The following is a 16,985-nucleotide window of genomic DNA, read 5'->3' as shown; positions in this document are numbered from 1 at the left end:
GAACCCGCCGGTCGATCGGGTCAATTCGCCGCACGTACATTCGGTAGGGTGCCGCCAAGGTCGATATACCTAGAAGACCCTAGTAATACGCGAGTCTAGTTCCTTTGCCGGGTGCGAACAAGCCGAGCCGGACCAGGCGCTCCGAGCAGGGGCCTGGACCGCGGCGTCGGGGACGCGAAGAGCGGCATCCTCAATAGCGGTAGGCCTCGGACTTGAAGGGCCCCTTCACCGGGACCCCGATGTAGTCGGCCTGCGCCTGGGTCAGCTTGGTCAGCTTCGCTCCGACCTTCTCGAGGTGCAGGGCGGCGACCTTCTCGTCGAGGTGCCGCGGCAGGACGTAGACCTGCTTGTCGTACTTGCCGGGGTTGGTCCAAAGCTCGATCTGCGCCAGCACCTGGTTGGTGAAGGAGGCGCTCATCACGAAGCTGGGGTGCCCGGTCGCGCAGCCGAGGTTCACCAGGCGGCCCTCGGCCAGGAGGATCACCCGCTTGCCGTCGGGAAACTCGATCTCGTCGACCTGCGGCTTGATGTTGTGCCATTTCATGTTGCGCAGGGACTCGACCTGGATCTCGTTGTCGAAGTGGCCGATGTTGCAGACGATCGCCCGGTCCTTCATGGCACGCAGGTGGTCGATGGTGATGACGTCGGCATTGCCGGTCGCCGAGACGAAGATGTCGCCCTGGGAGGCGGCCTCGTCCAGGGTCACGACCTGGAAGCCGTCCATCGCCGCCTGCAGGGCGCAGATCGGGTCGATCTCGGTGACCATGACCCGGGCGCCGGCGCCGGCCAGGGAGCGCACAGAGCCCTTGCCGACGTCGCCGTAGCCGCAGACCACCGCGACCTTGCCGGCCATCATCACATCGGTCGCCCGGCGGATGCCGTCGACCAGGGATTCCCGGCAGCCGTAGATGTTGTCGAACTTCGACTTGGTCACCGAATCGTTCACGTTGAAGGCCGGCACCGCGAGCTTTCCGGCCTTGGCCATCTCGTAGAGGCGGTGGACGCCGGTGGTGGTTTCCTCCGAAACGCCGCGGACCTCGGTCATGAGCTCGGGATACTTGTCGTGCATGACCACGGTCAGGTCGCCGCCGTCGTCGAGCAGCATGTTCGGCCGCCAGCCGTCCGGGCCCTCGATGGTCTGCTCGATGCACCACCAGTACTCCTCCTCGGTCTCGCCCTTCCAGGCGAAGACCGGCACGCCGCTGGCGGCGATCGCCGCCGCCGCGTGATCCTGGGTGGAGAAGATGTTGCAGGAGGACCAGCGAATCTCGGCGCCCAGAGCCCGCAGGGTTTCGATCAGGACCGCGGTCTGGATGGTCATGTGCAGGCAGCCGGTGATCCGCGCGCCCTCGAGCGGCCGGGCCTTGCCGAACTCCTCGCGCAGGGCCATGAGGCCCGGCATCTCGGTCTCCGCGATCGCGATCTCCCGGCGACCCCAGTCGGCGAGGCCGATATCGGCCACCTTGTAGTCGTCGAATTGCGCCATTTTTCCGTTCTCCGTGTTCAGGGTCGCCGATAGCGGCCGAATCGCGGAGGGTTTAACAGCCAGCGGCGACAGCGACAAGCGCCGGGCGCCGCGGCGCCGCACAGGGAATTACTTGGCGTTCTAAGGTTAATTTCGCAGTAAATATGAAACATAAAACGCGCTATATATTTTCATTATTTTGATGTGGCATTTCTGTGGTGGGCGTTACCTAATATTAATATTTCAAGTCCAAGATCCGGGTGTAGACAAACTACACCAAATCGCGCGATCGCGCTTGTTTGTTCATTGGAGGATACCCCTATGTTCAAGTCCCTGCATTCCTTCGCGAAGGACGAGTCCGGCGCGACGGCCATCGAATACGGCCTGATCGCCGCTCTGATCGCAGTCGCCGCCATCGGCGCCCTGACCTCCGTCGGCAGCTCGCTGGACACGCTGTTCGACGGTGTGGCTTCGAAGCTGGACGCGGCCTCTTAATGGCCTAGCACGACGCCCAGTCAAGCAGAGGGGAAAGCCTGAACACCTCAAGGAACGGAACACCGGGAGGACAGGAATTCTCAAGGCCGTCCCAGACGGCAAGAAGGCCGCTGTCAGCGGTGACTTGACTAAGGGCAAGACTGGTCAGTTCGAGGGGCATCCCGGCAAACGGGGTGCCCCTCTAGCTTTTCCGGGCGGACGGATCCCGGACGTTCGGCCGATCGGTCACAGGGATTCGCTGAAGTCATCCAGCAGCGCCGCGATCCGGGCGCTGTCGGTCTGATCCATGATGACCTGGGCGCGGCGGGCGGCGGCCTGCATGTCGAGGCCACGGATCTGCTGCTTGACCCGGAGCAGGGAGTTGGCCGACATCGAAAGATCGCGTACGCCGAGACCGAGCAGCAGCGGAGTGAAGCGCGGGTCGCCGGCAATCTCGCCGCAGACGCTGACCGGCAGGCGGGCCCGCAGCGCCGCTTCGACGGAGAACTGGATCAGCCGCAGCACCGCCGGATGCAGCGGGTTGTAGAGGTGCGCGACGGATTCCTCGCCGCGGTCGATCGCCAGCGTGTACATCGTCAGGTCGTTGCTGCCGATGGCGAAGAAATCCGCCACCGAGGCGATGGCGTCGGCGGCCAGCGCCGCGCCGGGGATCTCGATCATCACCCCGACCGGCGGTCGCGGATCGGCGATCTTTTCTCCCTTTCGCTCGAGGCGCCGGGCGGTGGCGGCGAGCGCCTTCCGGACCTCCACGACCTCGGCGACCGTCGATATCATCGGCAGGAGGATCCGGATCGGCCCTTCGGCCCCGGCGCGGAGCATCGCCGCCAGCTGGGTATCCAGCAGTTCCGGCTCCTTCAGCGACAGCCGGATCGCCCGCAGGCCGAGCGCCGGGTTGGCGGTACCGTAAAAGCGCGGCCGCAGGGAGGGGGCCAGCTTGTCCCCGCCGACGTCGAGCGTACGCACCGTGACCGGGCGGCCGCCCATGGCGCGGACGATCTCGCGCAGCGCCGCGGTCTGCTCCTCCTCGTCGGGCAAAGTGTCCCGGTTCATGTAGAGGAACTCGGTGCGCAGAAGGCCGATGCCCTCGGCCCCCGCCGAGCGCGCCTGGGAGACCTCCCGCGGCAGCTCCAGGTTGGCCTGCAGCGCCACCGTCACCCCGTCCCGGGTGACCGCAGGCCGCGTCCTCAGGCGCACCAGGGCCCGTGCCTCGCGCTCCATGGCCTGCTGGCGGCGCTTGTAGTCGGCCAGGCGCTTGGCGGTCGGCCGCAGGATGACCAGGCCGTCGGAGCCGTCGACGATCACCGTCTCGCCCGGAACCACGTCCTCCAGCAGCCCGCCGACCCCGAGCACCGCCGGCAGGCCCAGGGAGCGGGCCATGATCGCGGTGTGGCTCTCGGCACCGCCGAGCACGCAGGCGAAGCCCCCGACCCGCCGGGGGTCCATGAGCGCCGTGTCCGCCGGGGTGATCTCCTCGGCCAGGATGACGGAGCCGGCCGGGACCTCCTTGAAGCCCTGGTAGGGACGGTCCGAGAGGCTGCGCAGCAGACGCAGGCCGACCTCCCGGATCTCGTCGGCCCGGGCCGCCAGGTAGGGGTCGTTCATGCCCTCGAAGTTGGCGGCGATCTCGGTGATCTCGGCCATGACCGCCGCCTCGGCGTTGATCCGCCCCTGCTCGATGCGGCGGACGACGCCCTTGGTCAGGCGCGCCGAGGACAACATCTGCTCGTGGGCATCCAGCAGGTAGCCCAGTTCCTCGGCCGCCGTGCCGTGCAAGTTGTCGGCGTGGGCCCGGATCTTGTCCAGCTGGCCATGCGCCCTGGCCACCGCCTTCTCGAAGCGCTCCGCCTCGACCGGAACCTGGCGCCGCGATACCGTGTACTCGTTGATCTGGATCTCGCCGGCTTCGCGCAAAAAGGTCTGGCCGACCGCAACGCCGGGGGAGACCGCCAGGCCCTGCAGCACGCGCTCGCCGCCGGGCCGCTTTCGGCCCCCCTTGCCCTTCTTTTCCCGCTTTGCCGCCATCTTGCCTGTCGTCTATCGCCTGTGCCGCCGCCGCCCGGGTACCGGGATCCGGATCGCGCGGTTCATGGCCCTGCCTGCAGGCGCAGGCGGCGCCACCGCCCGACGTCCCCAAGGCGGCCGGAGGCCCGAAGGCTGTTCCGCTTCAGCGGCGGAATCCGGACGCCGCTCATCAGGCCTCCTCGTGAAAGCCGGCGGCGACCAGGCCCGCCAGCGCGGCCAGCGCGGGTTCCCGCGCCGGGCCTTTCGCCTGCAGCTCGATCTCCGCGCCCAGCCCTGCGGCCAGCATCATCAGCCCCATGATCGAGAGGCCGGAGACTTCGGTGCCGTCCTTGCGGACCAGGATCTCGGCCTCGTAGCTGCCGGCCAGCTTGACGAACTTGGCCGCCGCCCTGGCATGCAGCCCGCGCTGATTGACGATGGTCACGCGACGCCTGGCGACCAAGACCTGATCCCGGTTCATTTCTTGACCTTCGCCGCGGCCTCCCCGGCCAGCAGTTCGGACGCGACATTGATGTATTTGCGACCGGCTTCCCGGGCCTCGGCGACCACGACCCCGATCGGCTTTTCGCTCCGCAGGCTGGCCAGCTTGATCAGCATCGGCAGGTTCATGCCGGCGATCACCTCGACGTGGCCCTGATCCAAGACCGAAATCGCCAGGTTCGATGGCGTACCGCCGAACATGTCAGTGACCACCACCACGCCGTCGCCCCCGTTGACCCGGTCGACGCCGTCGATGATCTGCTGGCGGCGCTCCTCCATGTCGTCCTCGGGGCCGATGCAGACCAGCGCCACCTGCTCCTGCGGGCCGACGACATGCTCGACGGCGGCCAGGAACTCGCGGGCAAGGCCGCCATGGGTAACCAAAACCAGTCCGATCATGGTTTTTCCTCTTCCGGTCTCGGCCCGGCGCCGTGGCTGCGCCCGACATCGCGGTGGTGGAGCTTGACCTGCGGCACCTTGTCGGCGAGCCAGGCCGCCAGGCGCTCAGCGACCGCAACGGAGCGGTGCCGGCCGCCGGTGCAGCCCACGGCCAAGGTCAGATAGCTCTTGCCCTCCTTGCGATAGCGCGGCAGAAGCGGCTCGAGAAGCTCCGTCAGATGATTGAAAAAAATGGAAAATCCGGGATCTTCCTGTACGTAGGCCGCGACCGGCTCGTCGCGCCCGGTAAGTGGCCTCAGCAGGGGTTCGTAATGCGGATTGGCCAGGAAGCGGACGTCGAAGACCAGATCGGCGTGCCTCGGCAGGCCGAAACGGTAGGAGAAGGACAGCACCGACACCAGCATGCCGCCACCCGCGCCCAGCCCCAGCCGCTCGGCGAGTTGGGTCCTCAGTCCGCCCAGCGTCAGCTCCGAGGTGTCGATGACCAGATCGGCCCGCGCCCGCAAGGGAGTCACCAGGCGACGCTCGGCCTGGATGCCGTCCGCCACCGGGCGGTCCAGCGCCAGGGGATGGCGGCGCCGGGTCTCGGCGTAACGGCGGACCAGCACGTCGTCGTCGCAGTCGATGAAGAGAAGCAGGGGATCCGGGCCCGGCCGCTCGGCCATGGTCTCCAGCTGGGCCAGGAAGGTCTCCACCGCGAAGTGCCGCGTCCGCGTATCGATGCCGATCGCGACCGGACGCTCTCCGAGCTCGGTTGCAGGTTCGGTTCGGTCCGCCGGCGGCACAGAGGTTTCGCGAGTCACCGCGGCGAGAAAGCCCAGGGGCAGGTTGTCGATCGCCTCGTAGCCCTGGTCCTCGAGCGCCTTCAGGGCCGAGGAGCGGCCCGCCCCCGAAAGGCCCGTGACGAGGACCAGGCGGCGATCCGCAGGGACCTCCGGCCGCTCAAAGGTCCCGGCTTCGGGATCGGCGGATCCGCGGGCGGCGGCGTCGTTGCTGGTGGTCACGCTTGCGGTCGTCATGGTCTCGGGCCCCAGCCCGCTCCAGGTCCCTGGACCGGGCTGTTGTAGCGTCCCGAGGCTCCGAGCGGCAAGGCGCAGCTTGGCGGCGGCCGAAGGGCCGAAGGCATCGAGCTGCAGCCGCGGCAGGCAGACCCCAAGGATCTCCGCCTCGGCCGCCTCCGGCAGTCGCTCCGGTTCCTGTCCCGGTCGCAGGTCGACGACCAGTCCGACCTCCGCCTCCGCGCTGTGGGCCAGCTCGAGGATCCCCAGGCCGCGGACTTCCAGCTTGCCCGCCAGCGTATCGGGCGACCGCGCGACGAGACGGCCTCGGCGGGTCCGCAAGGCGGTCTGATCGTCTGCGACCAGGGCCGCGCCGGCGTCGATCAGACGCAGCGCCAGGTCCGACTTGCCGGACCCCGAGGGGCCGCGCAGCAGAAGGCCGACGCCCTTGACCACGACGCAGGTGGCGTGGACGAGGGCCTCTGCCATGGAGGCTGGGGTCAATCGAGCGGCAGGCGCACGCGAAAGCGGGCACCGATGATCGCGCCGTCCGAGTCCCGCCGGTTCTCGGCGGTGACCTGGCCGCCAAGGGCCTCGACGATCTGCTTCGAGATCGACAGTCCGAGCCCCGAGTGCGTGCCGAACTTTTCGTCGCTCGGCCGCTCGCTGTAGAAGCGGTCGAAGATGGCGGCGAGCTTGGTCTCCGGAATGCCCGGCCCGTCGTCCTCGACCAGGATGTCGACGGCGCCGGCCTGCGGGCGCACCAGCAGCCGGATCGCGCCGCCCGGCGGGCTGAAGGAAATGGCGTTGCTGATCAGGTTCCGGAAGACCTGGCCCAGCCGGCCCTCGATCCCCTGGACCACGACGTCGCGGGTCGGCAGGCTGAGCTCGAACTTGAGCTCCTTCTGCTCGATCACGGCGTCGTAGGTCTCGGACAGGGCGCCGAGGAGCTGACTCAGGTCGACGGATTCGGTCTGCGCCCGGGACAGCTCGGCATCCAGCCGCGAGGCGTCGGAGATGTCGCTGATCAGCCGGTCCAGGCGTTGCACGTCGTCGAGGATGATGCTCATCAGCTTCTTTTGCTGCTCCGGGTCGTCGACCCGGGCCACGGTTTCGACCGCGCTGCGCACCGAGGTGAGCGGGTTCTTGATCTCGTGCGCCACGTCGGCGGCGAAGCGCTCGATCGCGTCCAGGCGGGTCCAGAGCGACTCGGTCATGTCGATCAGGGCGGCGGAGAGCTCGCCGACCTCGTCGCGGCGATGCGACATGTCGGGGATCTCGACCTGGCGGCCCTTGGCGTGCCGGACCCGATCGGCGGCCTCGGCGAGCCGCTGCACCGGCCGGGCGATGGTGCTGGCCAGATAGATCGAGAGCAGAATCGTCACCCCAAGCGCGATGGCGAAGACCAGCAGGATGTCCCGGCGCCGGTTGCGCACCGCCGACTCGATGACGCTGCCGTCCTTGGACAGCATCAGGGCGCCCAGCACCTGCCGGTAGCGCTGCACTGGAACCGCGGCCGAAAGCACCAGGCCGCCGCGCCGGCCGACCCGGGCCATGCCACCGCCGCGGCCGACTCGCAGGACCATGGCGACCTCGTCGTAGTCGGTCGCGCGCTGCACCGGGGCCTCGTAGTAGACCGGCAGGTGATCGACCCCGGGAAGCCAGTCGATGGCCCGGTCGAGCATCCGGCTCAGGGTTCGCGACACCGCCGTGCCGCCGTCAAGGGGCGCCAGCTCGACCACGTGCACCTGGCCGCCCTTGCCCGTGAGCCGGAAGGAGTCCGCCACCAGGTTGCCGCCCCGGTCGAAGAGCCGGGCCCGGACCCCGGAGCCGGGCAGCAGGATGCGCATGATGTTGCGGGTCGCCTCGGGAAGGATCGATTCCTCGCCGCTCGGGCTGACCACGACGGCGCCGCCGGCGAGGGAGAGCGAGAAGGCCCGGCCCTGCACATTTAGGGCCTCGAGTTCGGCTTCGATCAGGCTGTCGCGGAACTGCTCGAGATGCAGCAGGCCGAGGACCGGGATCAGCAGGACCAGGACGTTGAGGGTGAGGATCCGGCGGGTCAGGGGCGAGCCCAGAATCGGCAAACGCCCACCCCGTCGCGCCTGAGATTGCTCGGCGACGTCGCTGACGTCTTCCACCCCCGCCCGCGGCGCGAGCAGCGGCTTGATCTCGCTTTCGGCCGTCATCCCCCTTCCAGGCGGCGCGCCGCCGCCCCCGGCTTAGGCGTCTGTGGGTCAGGCGTCCTTGTAGCGGTAGCCAACGCCGTAGAGCGTCTCGATCTGCGAGAACCCGTCGTCGACGACCTTGAACTTCTTTCGCAGGCGTTTGATGTGGCTGTCGATCGTCCGGTCGTCAACGTAGATGTGCTCACCGTAGGCCGCGTCCATCAGCTGATCGCGGTTCTTGACGTGCCCAGGGCGCTGGGCCAACGCCTTGAGAATCAGGAACTCGGTGACGGTGAGATTAACCGCTTCCGCCTTCCAAGTGCAAAGGTGGCGCGCCGGGTCCAGCATCAGGTCGCCGCGGGTCAGGGGCTTTTCCGCGGTGACCTCGGCCCCGTCGTCCTGCGAGAGCTTCTCGCGCCGCAGCAGGGCGCGGATCCGCTCGATCAGCAGGCGCTGGGAGAAGGGCTTGGTGATGTAGTCGTCGGCGCCCATCCTGAGACCCAGGACCTCGTCCACCTCGTCGTCCTTGGAGGTCAGGAAGATCACCGGCAGGGTCGAGGACTTCCTCAGATGGCCGAGCAGCTCCATGCCGTCCATGCGGGGCATCTTGATGTCGAGGATGGCCAGGTCCACAGGGCTCGCCTGAAAGGCCCGCAGGGCCTCCGAGCCATCGGTGTAGGTCCGCACCTTGAAGCCCTCCGCTTCCAGGGCGATGGACACCGACGCTAGGATATTGCGGTCGTCGTCGACCAGGGCGATGGTTGGCTGCATGGCTGCCCTTTCTTATTGCTAAAGCATGTAGGCAGAACGAGGTGGAATTGCCAGAGCGGCCTTCTTGCCCGGGCACTGTGGCCGCTTTGGGGCAAACCCGGGGCATTGTCGCGCTCTTTCCGGCGTGACCCTCCCCCGGGCGACGGCGGCCCTTGACCCCGGTCCGGACCGGGCGCAGTTGTTAACCTTATGGAGCAGCCGAAACCAAAGGCCCGGCCAGGGGCCATCGTCAAGGACCTGCTGCGCCGCGCCGAGACCGCGGCCCTGGCGACCACGCTGCAGCGGGGCGGCGCGCAGGCGCCCTACGCCTCGCTGGTCCTGATGGCCTGCGACCAGGGCGGCGCGCCCCTGCTGCTGCTCTCGGACCTCGCGGACCACAGCAAGAACATCGCCGCCGACCCCCGGGTGTCGCTTCTGCTCGACGGCCACGGGCCGGAGGAGGAGCCGCTGACCGGGGCACGCGCCTCGGTTCAGGGCCGCGCGGCCGTGGTCCGCGATGCGGCGCTGCTCGACCGCTTCGTGGCCCGGCACCCCACTGCGGCGACCTATGCCGGCTTCGGGGACTTCCGGCTCTACAGGGTGGAGCCCGAGGCGGCCCACCTGGTCGCCGGCTTCGGCCGGATCCACTGGCTGGAGGGCGGGGAGCTGGAGATCGAGGCGGGACCGGCCGCGCTGGCTGCCGCCGAGGGCGACATCATCGCCCACATGAACCAGGACCACGCGGATGCCCTGGACCTGATCGCCGGGCGCGTCCTGGGGCTGGACGGCGAAGGCTGGCAGCTGGTCGGGGTCGACCCCGAGGGCTTCGACCTCAGGCGCGGCCGCAAGCTCGACCGAGGACGCTTTGAGAAGTCGGTGCGCGATGCTGAATCTTGCCGGGTCGAGCTGGTTCGCCTGACCAAGGCGGCCCGGCGGCGCGGGGGCTGAGCCCGGGCCGGCGACGGGCCGCAGGGCCGCCGCGGCTCGGCGGCGGCCCCGCGAAACAATCGGCCGACGCGTCAGAGCCCGACGGCGTTCAGGCGGTCGACGTTGATGCCGACGGTGATCGCGCCGATCACCTCTCCGGTCGCCGGGTCGGCGATCGACATGCTGAGCTGGGACTGGAAGCTGTCGGTCGAGGCATCGTGCTCGACCGCGTCGACGAAGACGGTGCCAGCACCGGCCAGGAAGGTCTTCTGCCACTTGTCCTCGTCACCCTGCCAGTAGTCCGAGGTGACGTCGCTGATCGCGACGTTCATGCCCCGGTTGTCCATGACGAAGATCTCGGTGACCACGCCCTTGGTCGCGGCCTTCAGCTCCTTCAAGCGGGCCGACAACGGGTTGCCGGACACCTGCTTGATCAGCGGCTTGCGGCTCAGCACCGTCTCTGTGCGCCACTGAATGTCCATGCTGTCGATCTGCGACTGGGTGAGGTCGGCGTAGCGGTCGTTTTGCGCCTTGATCGCGCTGATCATGACCGGCTCGCCGATCCACTGCTGCACCGTGTTCTTGGCGAAGTTCTTCATCGGCTCGACGTGTTGCTCGGCCGCCTGCGCCGCACCGGCCAGGAAGCCGAGAAAGCAGCCTGCCAGCACCAGGCCGCGGATTGGATGGGTCATCGGGAATCCCCCAGTGAACGCGGAAGTCTCCAAGTGACGAAGGCCATCAAACCAATGATGGCCTGTAATTGGATTGGTTCCCGATAGTCAATCGAAGTATTATTAAGGAGTCGTTAAGTTGTATCCATCTGTGAACACATTCCACCCACGCGATCTGCCGAGCAAATCGGGGCCCATGGCCCACCGGAGGGCAGGGCTGGTCGGCGCGGGCGGCTCCGGCGGTTTGGACCGGCCGAGCCGCCCGCGCCACCTCCCTCAAGTTTCGTTCTGCGTCAGACTGTCGACGTCGATGCCCAGGGTGATCGAACCGATCACCTCGCCGCTTTCCGGGTCGGTGATCGCAAAGCTGACCTCCGACTGGAAGGCGTCGGTGGAGGGGTCGTGCTCGACATCGTCCACGAAGACCGCGCCGGGGCCGGCGAGATAGGTCTTGCGCCACTTGTCCTCGTCGCCCTGCCAGTAGTCGGAATTGGCATGGTCCACGCCCACGATCATGCCGTAGGCATCCATGACCAGAATCTCGGTCACCCGGCCGCCGGCCGCCTTCCTGAGGTACATCAGGCACTTCGACAGCTGGCTCTGCAGGACACTGTCGATCAGGGGCCGATCGGCGGCGGCGGTCTCCAGGCGCCACTGGATGTCGAGCGCCTCGATTTCACCACGGGACAGCTCGGCATGGCGGGCGTTGTGCGCCTTGATGCTGCGCAGGATCACCGGATCGTTCAGCCAGTTCGCCACCGAGGCCGCGGCGAAATCGCGGGCCGGCACGAGGTGGGGGTCCACTGCCAGGGCCGGAGCGGCCAGAAGCCCGCAGGCAAAGGCGGCAACGATGGCGGCGTTCCGTGATTTCTTCATCCTATCCTCCGCTTGACTGATCCATGCTAGGAAAGAAACCGCAACCTCAACTATCCGGCTTATCTGTGAGGTATTTCACTCAATGTAATCTTATGTCGTTAAGACAGGGTGAAATTGAATACAAATAATATCGGCATATATACTAAGTTATATTTTGTTCGTCCAGGCGGGAAGCGAGCTTTTTCCTTTCGAGGCGCCGCGCCCTGGCCGCGCCGGCAGCGGCGACGCCGTAAGATTTTTATCCTATTATCATGGACTCCAAGCCCCCGACACCCCAGTTCGCTCTGGCCTCCGAAAGGCCGCCGCAACGGCTTGCGCCGCCCCGGCTGGGCGCCTAGAACTGCGCCAGGGGAACGCGGCCGCCGAGAGCGCGCAAGGCGCCGAGGGCCGGCCGGCAGGGCCAACTAGGGAGTAGACCGCCTTGACCGACAGGGGACCGGCCGTCAGCCGCCACGGCCTCGTGCAGCACGGCATCATCAACAGCGGCGACGTCCACTGGAACCTGACCACGGCCGCGCTCTACGAGGAGACGCTGCGCCGCGGCGAGGGCGCGCTGGCCGAGGGCGGCGCCCTGGTCGTGACCACCGGGGTCCACACCGGCCGCTCGCCGAAGGACAAGTTCATCGTCGAGGAGGCCGCCTCGCGGGACGACATCTGGTGGGGCGACGTCAACGTCGCCATGCCGGAGGACGACTTCGCCCGGCTTCACGCCAAGGTCGCCGCCTACCTGCAGCGCCGGCCGCTCTTCGTGCAGGACGTCTATGCCGGCGCCGATCCGGGGTACCGGCTGCCGGTGAGGGTGGTCAGCGAGAGCCCCTGGCACAGCCTCTTCGCCCGCAACATGTTCATCCAGCCAGACCGCGAGTCGCTGCTGGGCTTCGAGCCGGCCTACACCGTGCTGCACGCGCCCTTCCTGCAAGCCGATCCGGAGCGCGACGGCACCAACTCCGAGGTCTTCGTCGTGGTCAGCTTCGCCCGGCGGATGGTGCTGATCGGCGGCTCGATCTACGCCGGCGAGATCAAGAAATCGGTCTTCTCGCTGCTCAACTACCTGCTGCCGGCGCGCGACGTCCTGCCCATGCACTGCTCGGCCAACCTCGGGCCCGGGGGCGACACGGCGATCTTCTTCGGGCTCTCGGGCACCGGCAAGACGACGCTCTCGGCCGAGGGCACCCGGGCCCTGATCGGCGACGACGAGCACGGCTGGTCGGACAAGGGGGTCTTCAACTTCGAGGGCGGCTGCTACGCCAAGGTGATCAAGCTCTCGGCGGCGGCCGAGCCTGAGATCTACGCCACGACCCGGCGCTTCGGGACGATCCTGGAGAACGTCGTCATGGATCCGGACACGCGCCGGCTCGACCTCGACGACAATCGCCTGACCGAGAACACCCGGGCCAGCTACCCGATCGACTTCATTCCCAACATCGTGGATTCCGGCTGCGGCGGCCACCCCAGGAACGTGGTCATGCTGACCGCCGACGCCTTCGGCGTGCTGCCGCCGATCTCGCGGCTGACGCCCGAGCAGGCGATGTACCACTTCCTCTCGGGCTACACCGCCCGGGTCGCCGGCACCGAGAAGGGCCTCGGCAAGGAGCCGGCGGCGACCTTCTCGACCTGCTTCGGCGCGCCCTTCATGCCGCGGCATCCCTCGATCTACGCCCGCATGCTGGGCGAGAAGATCGCCCGCCACGGGGCCAACTGCTGGCTGGTCAACACCGGCTGGACCGGCGGCGCCTACGGAGTCGGCGAGCGGATGGCGATCGGCCACACCCGGGCCATGGTCCGCGCCGCCCTGGACGGCCGCCTGGCCGAGGTCGGCACATTGCTGCACCCGGACTTCGGTCTGGCCATGCCGCAGTCCTGCCCCGAGGTGCCGCCGGAGGTCCTTGACCCCAAGAACACCTGGCGCGACAAGGGCGCCTACGACGCCACGGCCGCGGAGCTGACCAAGCGCTTCGAGGTCAACTTCAAGCAGTTCGAGGCCTACGTCGGCGACGAGGTCAAGGCCGCGGGGATCCGCGCGGCGGCCTAGCTTTCAGCCCAAGGGGCGGAGCCCGCCGCACGGCCGAGAACACGGAAGGCCGATGCCCATGCAGGCGGAGCAACGCCTGGAGATCGAAGACTGGATCATCGGCGAGGCCCTCGGCGGCCGCAGCGCTCAGATGCTGCTCGAGGGCTTTTGCCGCCGACTGACGGAGACCGGCTTCCAGCTCTGGCGGGTCAACATCTCTCAGCCGACCCTGCATCCGATCATCGAGGGCTACCTCTACATCTGGCGCAAGGACGCCGAGGAAGTGGAGGAAGACGGCTGGCTGCGCGGGGAGTCGGGCGCGACAGAGGAAGAGCTCGACGCCATTCCCTTCGCCTACATGTGGCGGCACGACGTGATGCGCCTGCGCGAGCGGCTCTGGGAGAGCAACCAGCCGACCCGCTTTCCCCTCCTGGACGGCTTCCGCGAGCAGGGCGCCAGCGACTACTACGCCCTTCAGATCCGCTTCGGCGAAGAGGCCCGTCCGGGGCCGACAAACCGGCTGATCTCCTCCTGGGTCACCGACCGGCCCGAGGGCTTCCGCGACGCCGAGATCGCCGCCCTGGACGCGCTCTTCCCGGCCCTGGCCCTGGCGATCAACCGCGGTGCCACCCAGCGCGCCTTCGAGAGCGTGGTGACCGCCTACCTGGGCCGCGCCGCCGGGCGCCGGGTGCTGACCGGCAGCGTCAAGCGCGGCGGCGGCGAGACCCTGCGCGCGGTGCTCTGGTACTGCGACCTGCGCGGCTTCACCAAGATCTCGGACAGCCAGCCACGCGACCGCCTGCTCGGCATGATGCACGACTACTTCGAGTGCATGGTCAACACGGTCCACGAGTTCGGCGGCGAGGTCCTGAAGTTCACCGGCGACGGCTTCCTGGCGATGTTCTCGGAGGCCGCGGACGACGAGGCCAACTGCTGCGCGGCCCTCAACGCCGCCGCGGCCACGGCCGAGCGCTGCGAGGCCCTGCGCGAGGGCCGGGAGCGCCAGGGCCTGCCCTGGGCCGACTTCGGCCTCGGCTTGCACCTGGGCGAGGTCGAGTTCGGCAACATCGGTTCACGCGACCGCCTGGACTTCACGGTGGTCGGGCCCGCCGTCAACGAGGTCGCCCGGATCGAAGCCATGTCGCGGGCCCTGGACCAGACCGTCGTGGTCTCCGCCGCCTTCGCGGCGGCGGCCGGCTGCGGCGACGCCAGCCGCCTGGTCTCGCTCGGCCGCTACGCCCTGCGCGGCGTCCGCCAGCCCCAGGAGCTCTTCACCCTGCTGACCGAGCAGGCCGAGCGCTGATAGAGCCCCTGGCGCTCTTCCAATCCCGGTATCGGCTTCCAATCTCAGAGGACGGAAGCAGCCTCGTCCCTTAAGGATTCTGCCGGGTGCCTTACCTGTTGCTCATACTGCTGGTGCTGGCCGTGGTCTTCGGGCCCAGCCTCTGGGCCAAGGCGGTCATGGCGCGCCACGCCCACGACCGCAAGGACTTTCCGGGCACCGGCGGCGAGCTGGCGCGCCACCTGCTGGACGAGGCCGGCCTGCAGGGGGTCGGGGTCGAGGTCACCGCCCTCGGCGACCACTACGACCCCTCGGACCGCGTCGTGCGCCTGACCGAGCCGAACCATAACGGCCGCTCGCTGACCGCGGTGGTCGTGGCCGCCCACGAGGTCGGCCACGCCCTGCAGCACCGCGACGCCTACGCCCCGCTGGTCAACCGCCACCGCCTGGTCAAGGCGACCGCCCTGTTCCAGCGACTGGGCTCGGTGATCGCCCTGACCTCGCCCTTCTGGGGCCTGATCAGCCGCTCGCCCCTGCTGACCCTGGGCGTCATCGGCATCGGGGTCCTGTCCATGGCCAGCGCGGTCGTGGTCCACCTGGCGACCCTGCCGGTCGAGTTCAACGCCTCCTTTGCACGCGCCCTGCCAATCCTTGACCGGGGCGGCTACCTGCCCAAGCGCGACCTGCCGGCGGCCCGACGCATCCTGCGCGCCGCCGCCCTGACCTACGTCGCCGGCTCCCTGGCCTCGTTGCTCAACCTCTGGCAGTGGATCCGCTACCTGCGGTGAGGTGGCGGGCCCGGTTCGGCCCGAACGCAAAAAAGAGGCCCCCGCTTCGTGACGGGGGCCAGCTTCGGTGGCGGGAGGGTCGTGCGGATCTCGATCGAGGACCGCGGCCTCGGTACCTGCTCCTCAGTTCCGGGGCGCGTCCTTACCGCCCCTCGTGCGGGCGTCGTCGACCGGCGGCGTGACCCCGGCCGCAGCGTCGCCGTCGCCGGCGGCGCGCGGTCCGGCGCCGTGGGCAGCGCGCTCCGAGGGGGCCCGGCGGCGCTCCGGCATGCCGGCGCGGTCGGGAATCGAATGGCGGCCCCAGGACATCTCCTCCAGGAGCTCCATGGTCCGGCGCGCGCTGTCGCCACCCAGGCCCTCGGCGGCCTGGTCGGCGTCGGTCTTGGTCAGGCGGCCGAGCGAGCCGACGATCAGCTTGAAGGTGAAGTCGATGAAGCGGTCGCTGAAGCCGGCCAGGAAGGCGACCACCCACATGGCCTTGTGGGTGCCCAGGCTGAGCGCGGCGATCTCGGGCACCAGGAAGCTGGCGATCAGGAAGTAGACGATCATGCCCATGCCGACGCCGAAGACCGGCCGGGTCAGCAGCAGGCGCAGCGGATCCTCGGTCTCGGAGGAGGTGTTGAAGCGGTAGAACATCGCCGCCAGGGAGCCGACCAGGCTCCACAGCACGATCGGCACCGGCACCGAGAAGATCGGAATGGTCCAGTTCATGTCGAGGCCGGCGCGATGCGCCCAGATCACCAGGGCGACCGTGCCGATCAGGCCCAGGGTCGTGCCCAGCACGCCGTAGCGCCGCGACGACTGGCGGCCGTGGCTGCGCTTGATCGCCTGGTCCAGGACCTTCTGGAACTGCTGGAGGTTGTGGTCCAGCATGGTCAGGTCCTGGAGGCTGCGCGCCTCGTAGGCCGCCGCCCCCTGATCGATCAGGTAGGGGATCAGGAGGTTGGGGATCATCCGGGTCAGCGCGTCGTCCTTGCTGACCTTGAAGAAGGTCTGGCTCTGCAGCATCGAGATCCTGTTCAGGAGCTCGACGCGCTTCTCCTCGACGTCGCCGTCGAGCTCTTCCTTCGGGATGCTGCGGTACTCCTGCTTCGCCGCGCCGAAGCGGTCGACAAGGACATCGTCGATGTCCTTGGCCAGCTCGCTACCGACCAGGTGCCGGTTCAGCTGGCTCAGGAGGATTGTCTGAATGTCGGTCATCCGAGGCCACCTAGGTTTCATCGTGTAGCCGGCGGAGCGCTACCTGCGAGCGCGCCTGCGCCGTGAAACTGCGGTGGGAGTATCGGACGAATATATGATTAAGAAGTTAACCTAAACAGCTTAGTTACAATACTTCTCATGGCCCATAAGGGCGTTTGTGCTGCGCCCTGGGGCATAGGCGCGAACGGCCTTCCGATCCTGCCGGCCGCCCCGGAAGCCCACCCGGCGGGGCCCCGAACAGCCTCAGGAGGACGTCTGGACCGAATATCGCCCGCTCGACAACCTTCTTCCCAGCTGTCATGGCCGGACTTGATCCATGGCTGTCCGGTTCAAATCGGAGCAGGCCGGGTCATGCGCCTCCTCCCCCTTGATGGGGGAGGATACAGGAGGGGGTGACGGCCATGAGGCCGCAGAAATCGGCTCTCAAGGTCTGGGTCCGAGCCGGGATCACCC

15 protein-coding genes are annotated in these 16,985 nt (G+C 68.1%); 5 read left to right on the top strand and 10 right to left on the bottom strand.

The window, feature by feature from the left end; all coding sequences use genetic code 11:
• Positions 1–190 precede the first annotated feature (190 nt).
• Complete coding sequence (ahcY, locus tag QNJ30_26170; GenBank protein MDJ0946952.1) at positions 191–1,486, bottom strand: adenosylhomocysteinase; 1,296 nt, start codon at positions 1,484–1,486, stop codon at positions 191–193.
• A 300-nt stretch (positions 1,487–1,786) separates the two neighbouring features.
• Here ahcY and QNJ30_26165 point away from each other — a divergent pair, with 300 nt between their 5' ends.
• Positions 1,787–1,960, top strand: coding sequence for a Flp family type IVb pilin (locus QNJ30_26165; GenBank protein ID MDJ0946951.1), 174 nt, complete (start codon positions 1,787–1,789; stop codon positions 1,958–1,960).
• Positions 1,961–2,185: 225 nt separating this feature from the next.
• Here QNJ30_26165 and ptsP read toward each other — a convergent pair whose 3' ends face one another.
• The 6 genes from ptsP to QNJ30_26135 form a co-directional block, all read right to left on the bottom strand.
• Positions 2,186–3,982 (bottom strand): phosphoenolpyruvate--protein phosphotransferase, encoded by a 1,797-nt coding sequence (gene ptsP / locus QNJ30_26160; GenBank protein ID MDJ0946950.1) that lies wholly within the window; start codon positions 3,980–3,982, stop codon positions 2,186–2,188.
• Between the two features lie 169 nt (positions 3,983–4,151).
• A complete protein-coding gene (locus QNJ30_26155) occupies positions 4,152–4,442 on the bottom strand; it encodes an HPr family phosphocarrier protein (GenBank protein ID MDJ0946949.1) in 291 nt (96 codons plus the stop codon).
• On the bottom strand, positions 4,439–4,861 hold the full coding sequence (locus tag QNJ30_26150) for a PTS sugar transporter subunit IIA (GenBank protein MDJ0946948.1): 423 nt from the start codon (positions 4,859–4,861) through the stop codon (positions 4,439–4,441). Before QNJ30_26150 ends, QNJ30_26155 begins: the two co-directional genes overlap by 4 nt.
• Positions 4,858–6,348 (bottom strand): RNase adapter RapZ, encoded by a 1,491-nt coding sequence (rapZ, locus tag QNJ30_26145; GenBank protein MDJ0946947.1) that lies wholly within the window; start codon positions 6,346–6,348, stop codon positions 4,858–4,860. Before rapZ ends, QNJ30_26150 begins: the two co-directional genes overlap by 4 nt.
• An 11-nt stretch (positions 6,349–6,359) precedes the next feature.
• Positions 6,360–8,048 carry a stimulus-sensing domain-containing protein gene (locus QNJ30_26140; GenBank protein ID MDJ0946946.1) on the bottom strand — a complete coding sequence of 563 codons (1,689 nt, stop codon included), beginning with the start codon at positions 8,046–8,048 and terminating at the stop codon, positions 6,360–6,362.
• 48 nt (positions 8,049–8,096) lie between these two features.
• Positions 8,097–8,798, bottom strand: coding sequence for a response regulator transcription factor (locus QNJ30_26135; GenBank protein ID MDJ0946945.1), 702 nt, complete (start codon positions 8,796–8,798; stop codon positions 8,097–8,099).
• A gap of 189 nt (positions 8,799–8,987) precedes the next feature.
• Between QNJ30_26135 and QNJ30_26130 the strand changes: the two genes are divergently transcribed.
• Positions 8,988–9,725 carry a DUF2470 domain-containing protein gene (locus tag QNJ30_26130; protein MDJ0946944.1) on the top strand — a complete coding sequence of 246 codons (738 nt, stop codon included), beginning with the start codon at positions 8,988–8,990 and terminating at the stop codon, positions 9,723–9,725.
• Positions 9,726–9,796: 71 nt separating this feature from the next.
• Here the strand turns inward: QNJ30_26130 and QNJ30_26125 are convergent, their stop codons facing one another.
• Complete coding sequence (locus QNJ30_26125) at positions 9,797–10,396, bottom strand: hypothetical protein (GenBank protein MDJ0946943.1); 600 nt, start codon at positions 10,394–10,396, stop codon at positions 9,797–9,799.
• Positions 10,397–10,651: 255 nt separating this feature from the next.
• Positions 10,652–11,251: a hypothetical protein gene (locus tag QNJ30_26120; protein ID MDJ0946942.1), complete on the bottom strand. Its 600-nt coding sequence runs from the start codon at positions 11,249–11,251 to the stop codon at positions 10,652–10,654.
• A 421-nt stretch (positions 11,252–11,672) separates the two neighbouring features.
• On the opposite strand from QNJ30_26120, the gene QNJ30_26115 reads away from it, so the two are divergent.
• The 3 genes from QNJ30_26115 to QNJ30_26105 all read left to right on the top strand — a co-directional run bounded on the left by QNJ30_26115 (position 11,673) and on the right by QNJ30_26105 (position 15,332).
• On the top strand, positions 11,673–13,283 hold the full coding sequence (locus QNJ30_26115; GenBank protein ID MDJ0946941.1) for a phosphoenolpyruvate carboxykinase: 1,611 nt from the start codon (positions 11,673–11,675) through the stop codon (positions 13,281–13,283).
• Between the two features lie 58 nt (positions 13,284–13,341).
• On the top strand, positions 13,342–14,565 hold the full coding sequence (locus QNJ30_26110; GenBank protein MDJ0946940.1) for an adenylate/guanylate cyclase domain-containing protein: 1,224 nt from the start codon (positions 13,342–13,344) through the stop codon (positions 14,563–14,565).
• A gap of 86 nt (positions 14,566–14,651) precedes the next feature.
• Positions 14,652–15,332: a zinc metallopeptidase gene (locus tag QNJ30_26105; GenBank protein ID MDJ0946939.1), complete on the top strand. Its 681-nt coding sequence runs from the start codon at positions 14,652–14,654 to the stop codon at positions 15,330–15,332.
• Positions 15,333–15,455: 123 nt separating this feature from the next.
• On the opposite strand, the gene QNJ30_26100 is transcribed toward QNJ30_26105, so the two are convergent.
• Positions 15,456–16,532 carry a hypothetical protein gene (locus tag QNJ30_26100; GenBank protein ID MDJ0946938.1) on the bottom strand — a complete coding sequence of 359 codons (1,077 nt, stop codon included), beginning with the start codon at positions 16,530–16,532 and terminating at the stop codon, positions 15,456–15,458.
• Between the last annotated feature and the right edge of the window lie 453 nt (positions 16,533–16,985).

The organism is Kiloniellales bacterium, assembly GCA_030066685.1.
Lineage (GTDB): Bacteria > Pseudomonadota > Alphaproteobacteria > Kiloniellales > JAKSBE01 > JAKSBE01.
This window is presented reverse-complemented; position numbering and strand designations above follow the sequence as displayed.

What these genes read in the sequence shown, in the direction of transcription:
- ahcY (MDJ0946952.1), bottom strand. Translation starts at nt 1,486, where the DNA reads ATGGCGCAATTCGACGACTACAAGGTGGCCGATATCGGCCTCGCCGAC.
- QNJ30_26165 (MDJ0946951.1), top strand. Translation starts at nt 1,787, where the DNA reads ATGTTCAAGTCCCTGCATTCCTTCGCGAAGGACGAGTCCGGCGCGACG.
- ptsP (MDJ0946950.1), bottom strand. Translation starts at nt 3,982, where the DNA reads ATGGCGGCAAAGCGGGAAAAGAAGGGCAAGGGGGGCCGAAAGCGGCCC.
- QNJ30_26155 (MDJ0946949.1), bottom strand. Translation starts at nt 4,442, where the DNA reads ATGAACCGGGATCAGGTCTTGGTCGCCAGGCGTCGCGTGACCATCGTC.
- QNJ30_26150 (MDJ0946948.1), bottom strand. Translation starts at nt 4,861, where the DNA reads ATGATCGGACTGGTTTTGGTTACCCATGGCGGCCTTGCCCGCGAGTTC.
- rapZ (MDJ0946947.1), bottom strand. Translation starts at nt 6,348, where the DNA reads ATGGCAGAGGCCCTCGTCCACGCCACCTGCGTCGTGGTCAAGGGCGTC.
- QNJ30_26140 (MDJ0946946.1), bottom strand. Translation starts at nt 8,048, where the DNA reads ATGACGGCCGAAAGCGAGATCAAGCCGCTGCTCGCGCCGCGGGCGGGG.
- QNJ30_26135 (MDJ0946945.1), bottom strand. Translation starts at nt 8,798, where the DNA reads ATGCAGCCAACCATCGCCCTGGTCGACGACGACCGCAATATCCTAGCG.
- QNJ30_26130 (MDJ0946944.1), top strand. Translation starts at nt 8,988, where the DNA reads ATGGAGCAGCCGAAACCAAAGGCCCGGCCAGGGGCCATCGTCAAGGAC.
- QNJ30_26125 (MDJ0946943.1), bottom strand. Translation starts at nt 10,396, where the DNA reads ATGACCCATCCAATCCGCGGCCTGGTGCTGGCAGGCTGCTTTCTCGGC.
- QNJ30_26120 (MDJ0946942.1), bottom strand. Translation starts at nt 11,251, where the DNA reads ATGAAGAAATCACGGAACGCCGCCATCGTTGCCGCCTTTGCCTGCGGG.
- QNJ30_26110 (MDJ0946940.1), top strand. Translation starts at nt 13,342, where the DNA reads ATGCAGGCGGAGCAACGCCTGGAGATCGAAGACTGGATCATCGGCGAG.
- QNJ30_26100 (MDJ0946938.1), bottom strand. Translation starts at nt 16,532, where the DNA reads ATGACCGACATTCAGACAATCCTCCTGAGCCAGCTGAACCGGCACCTG.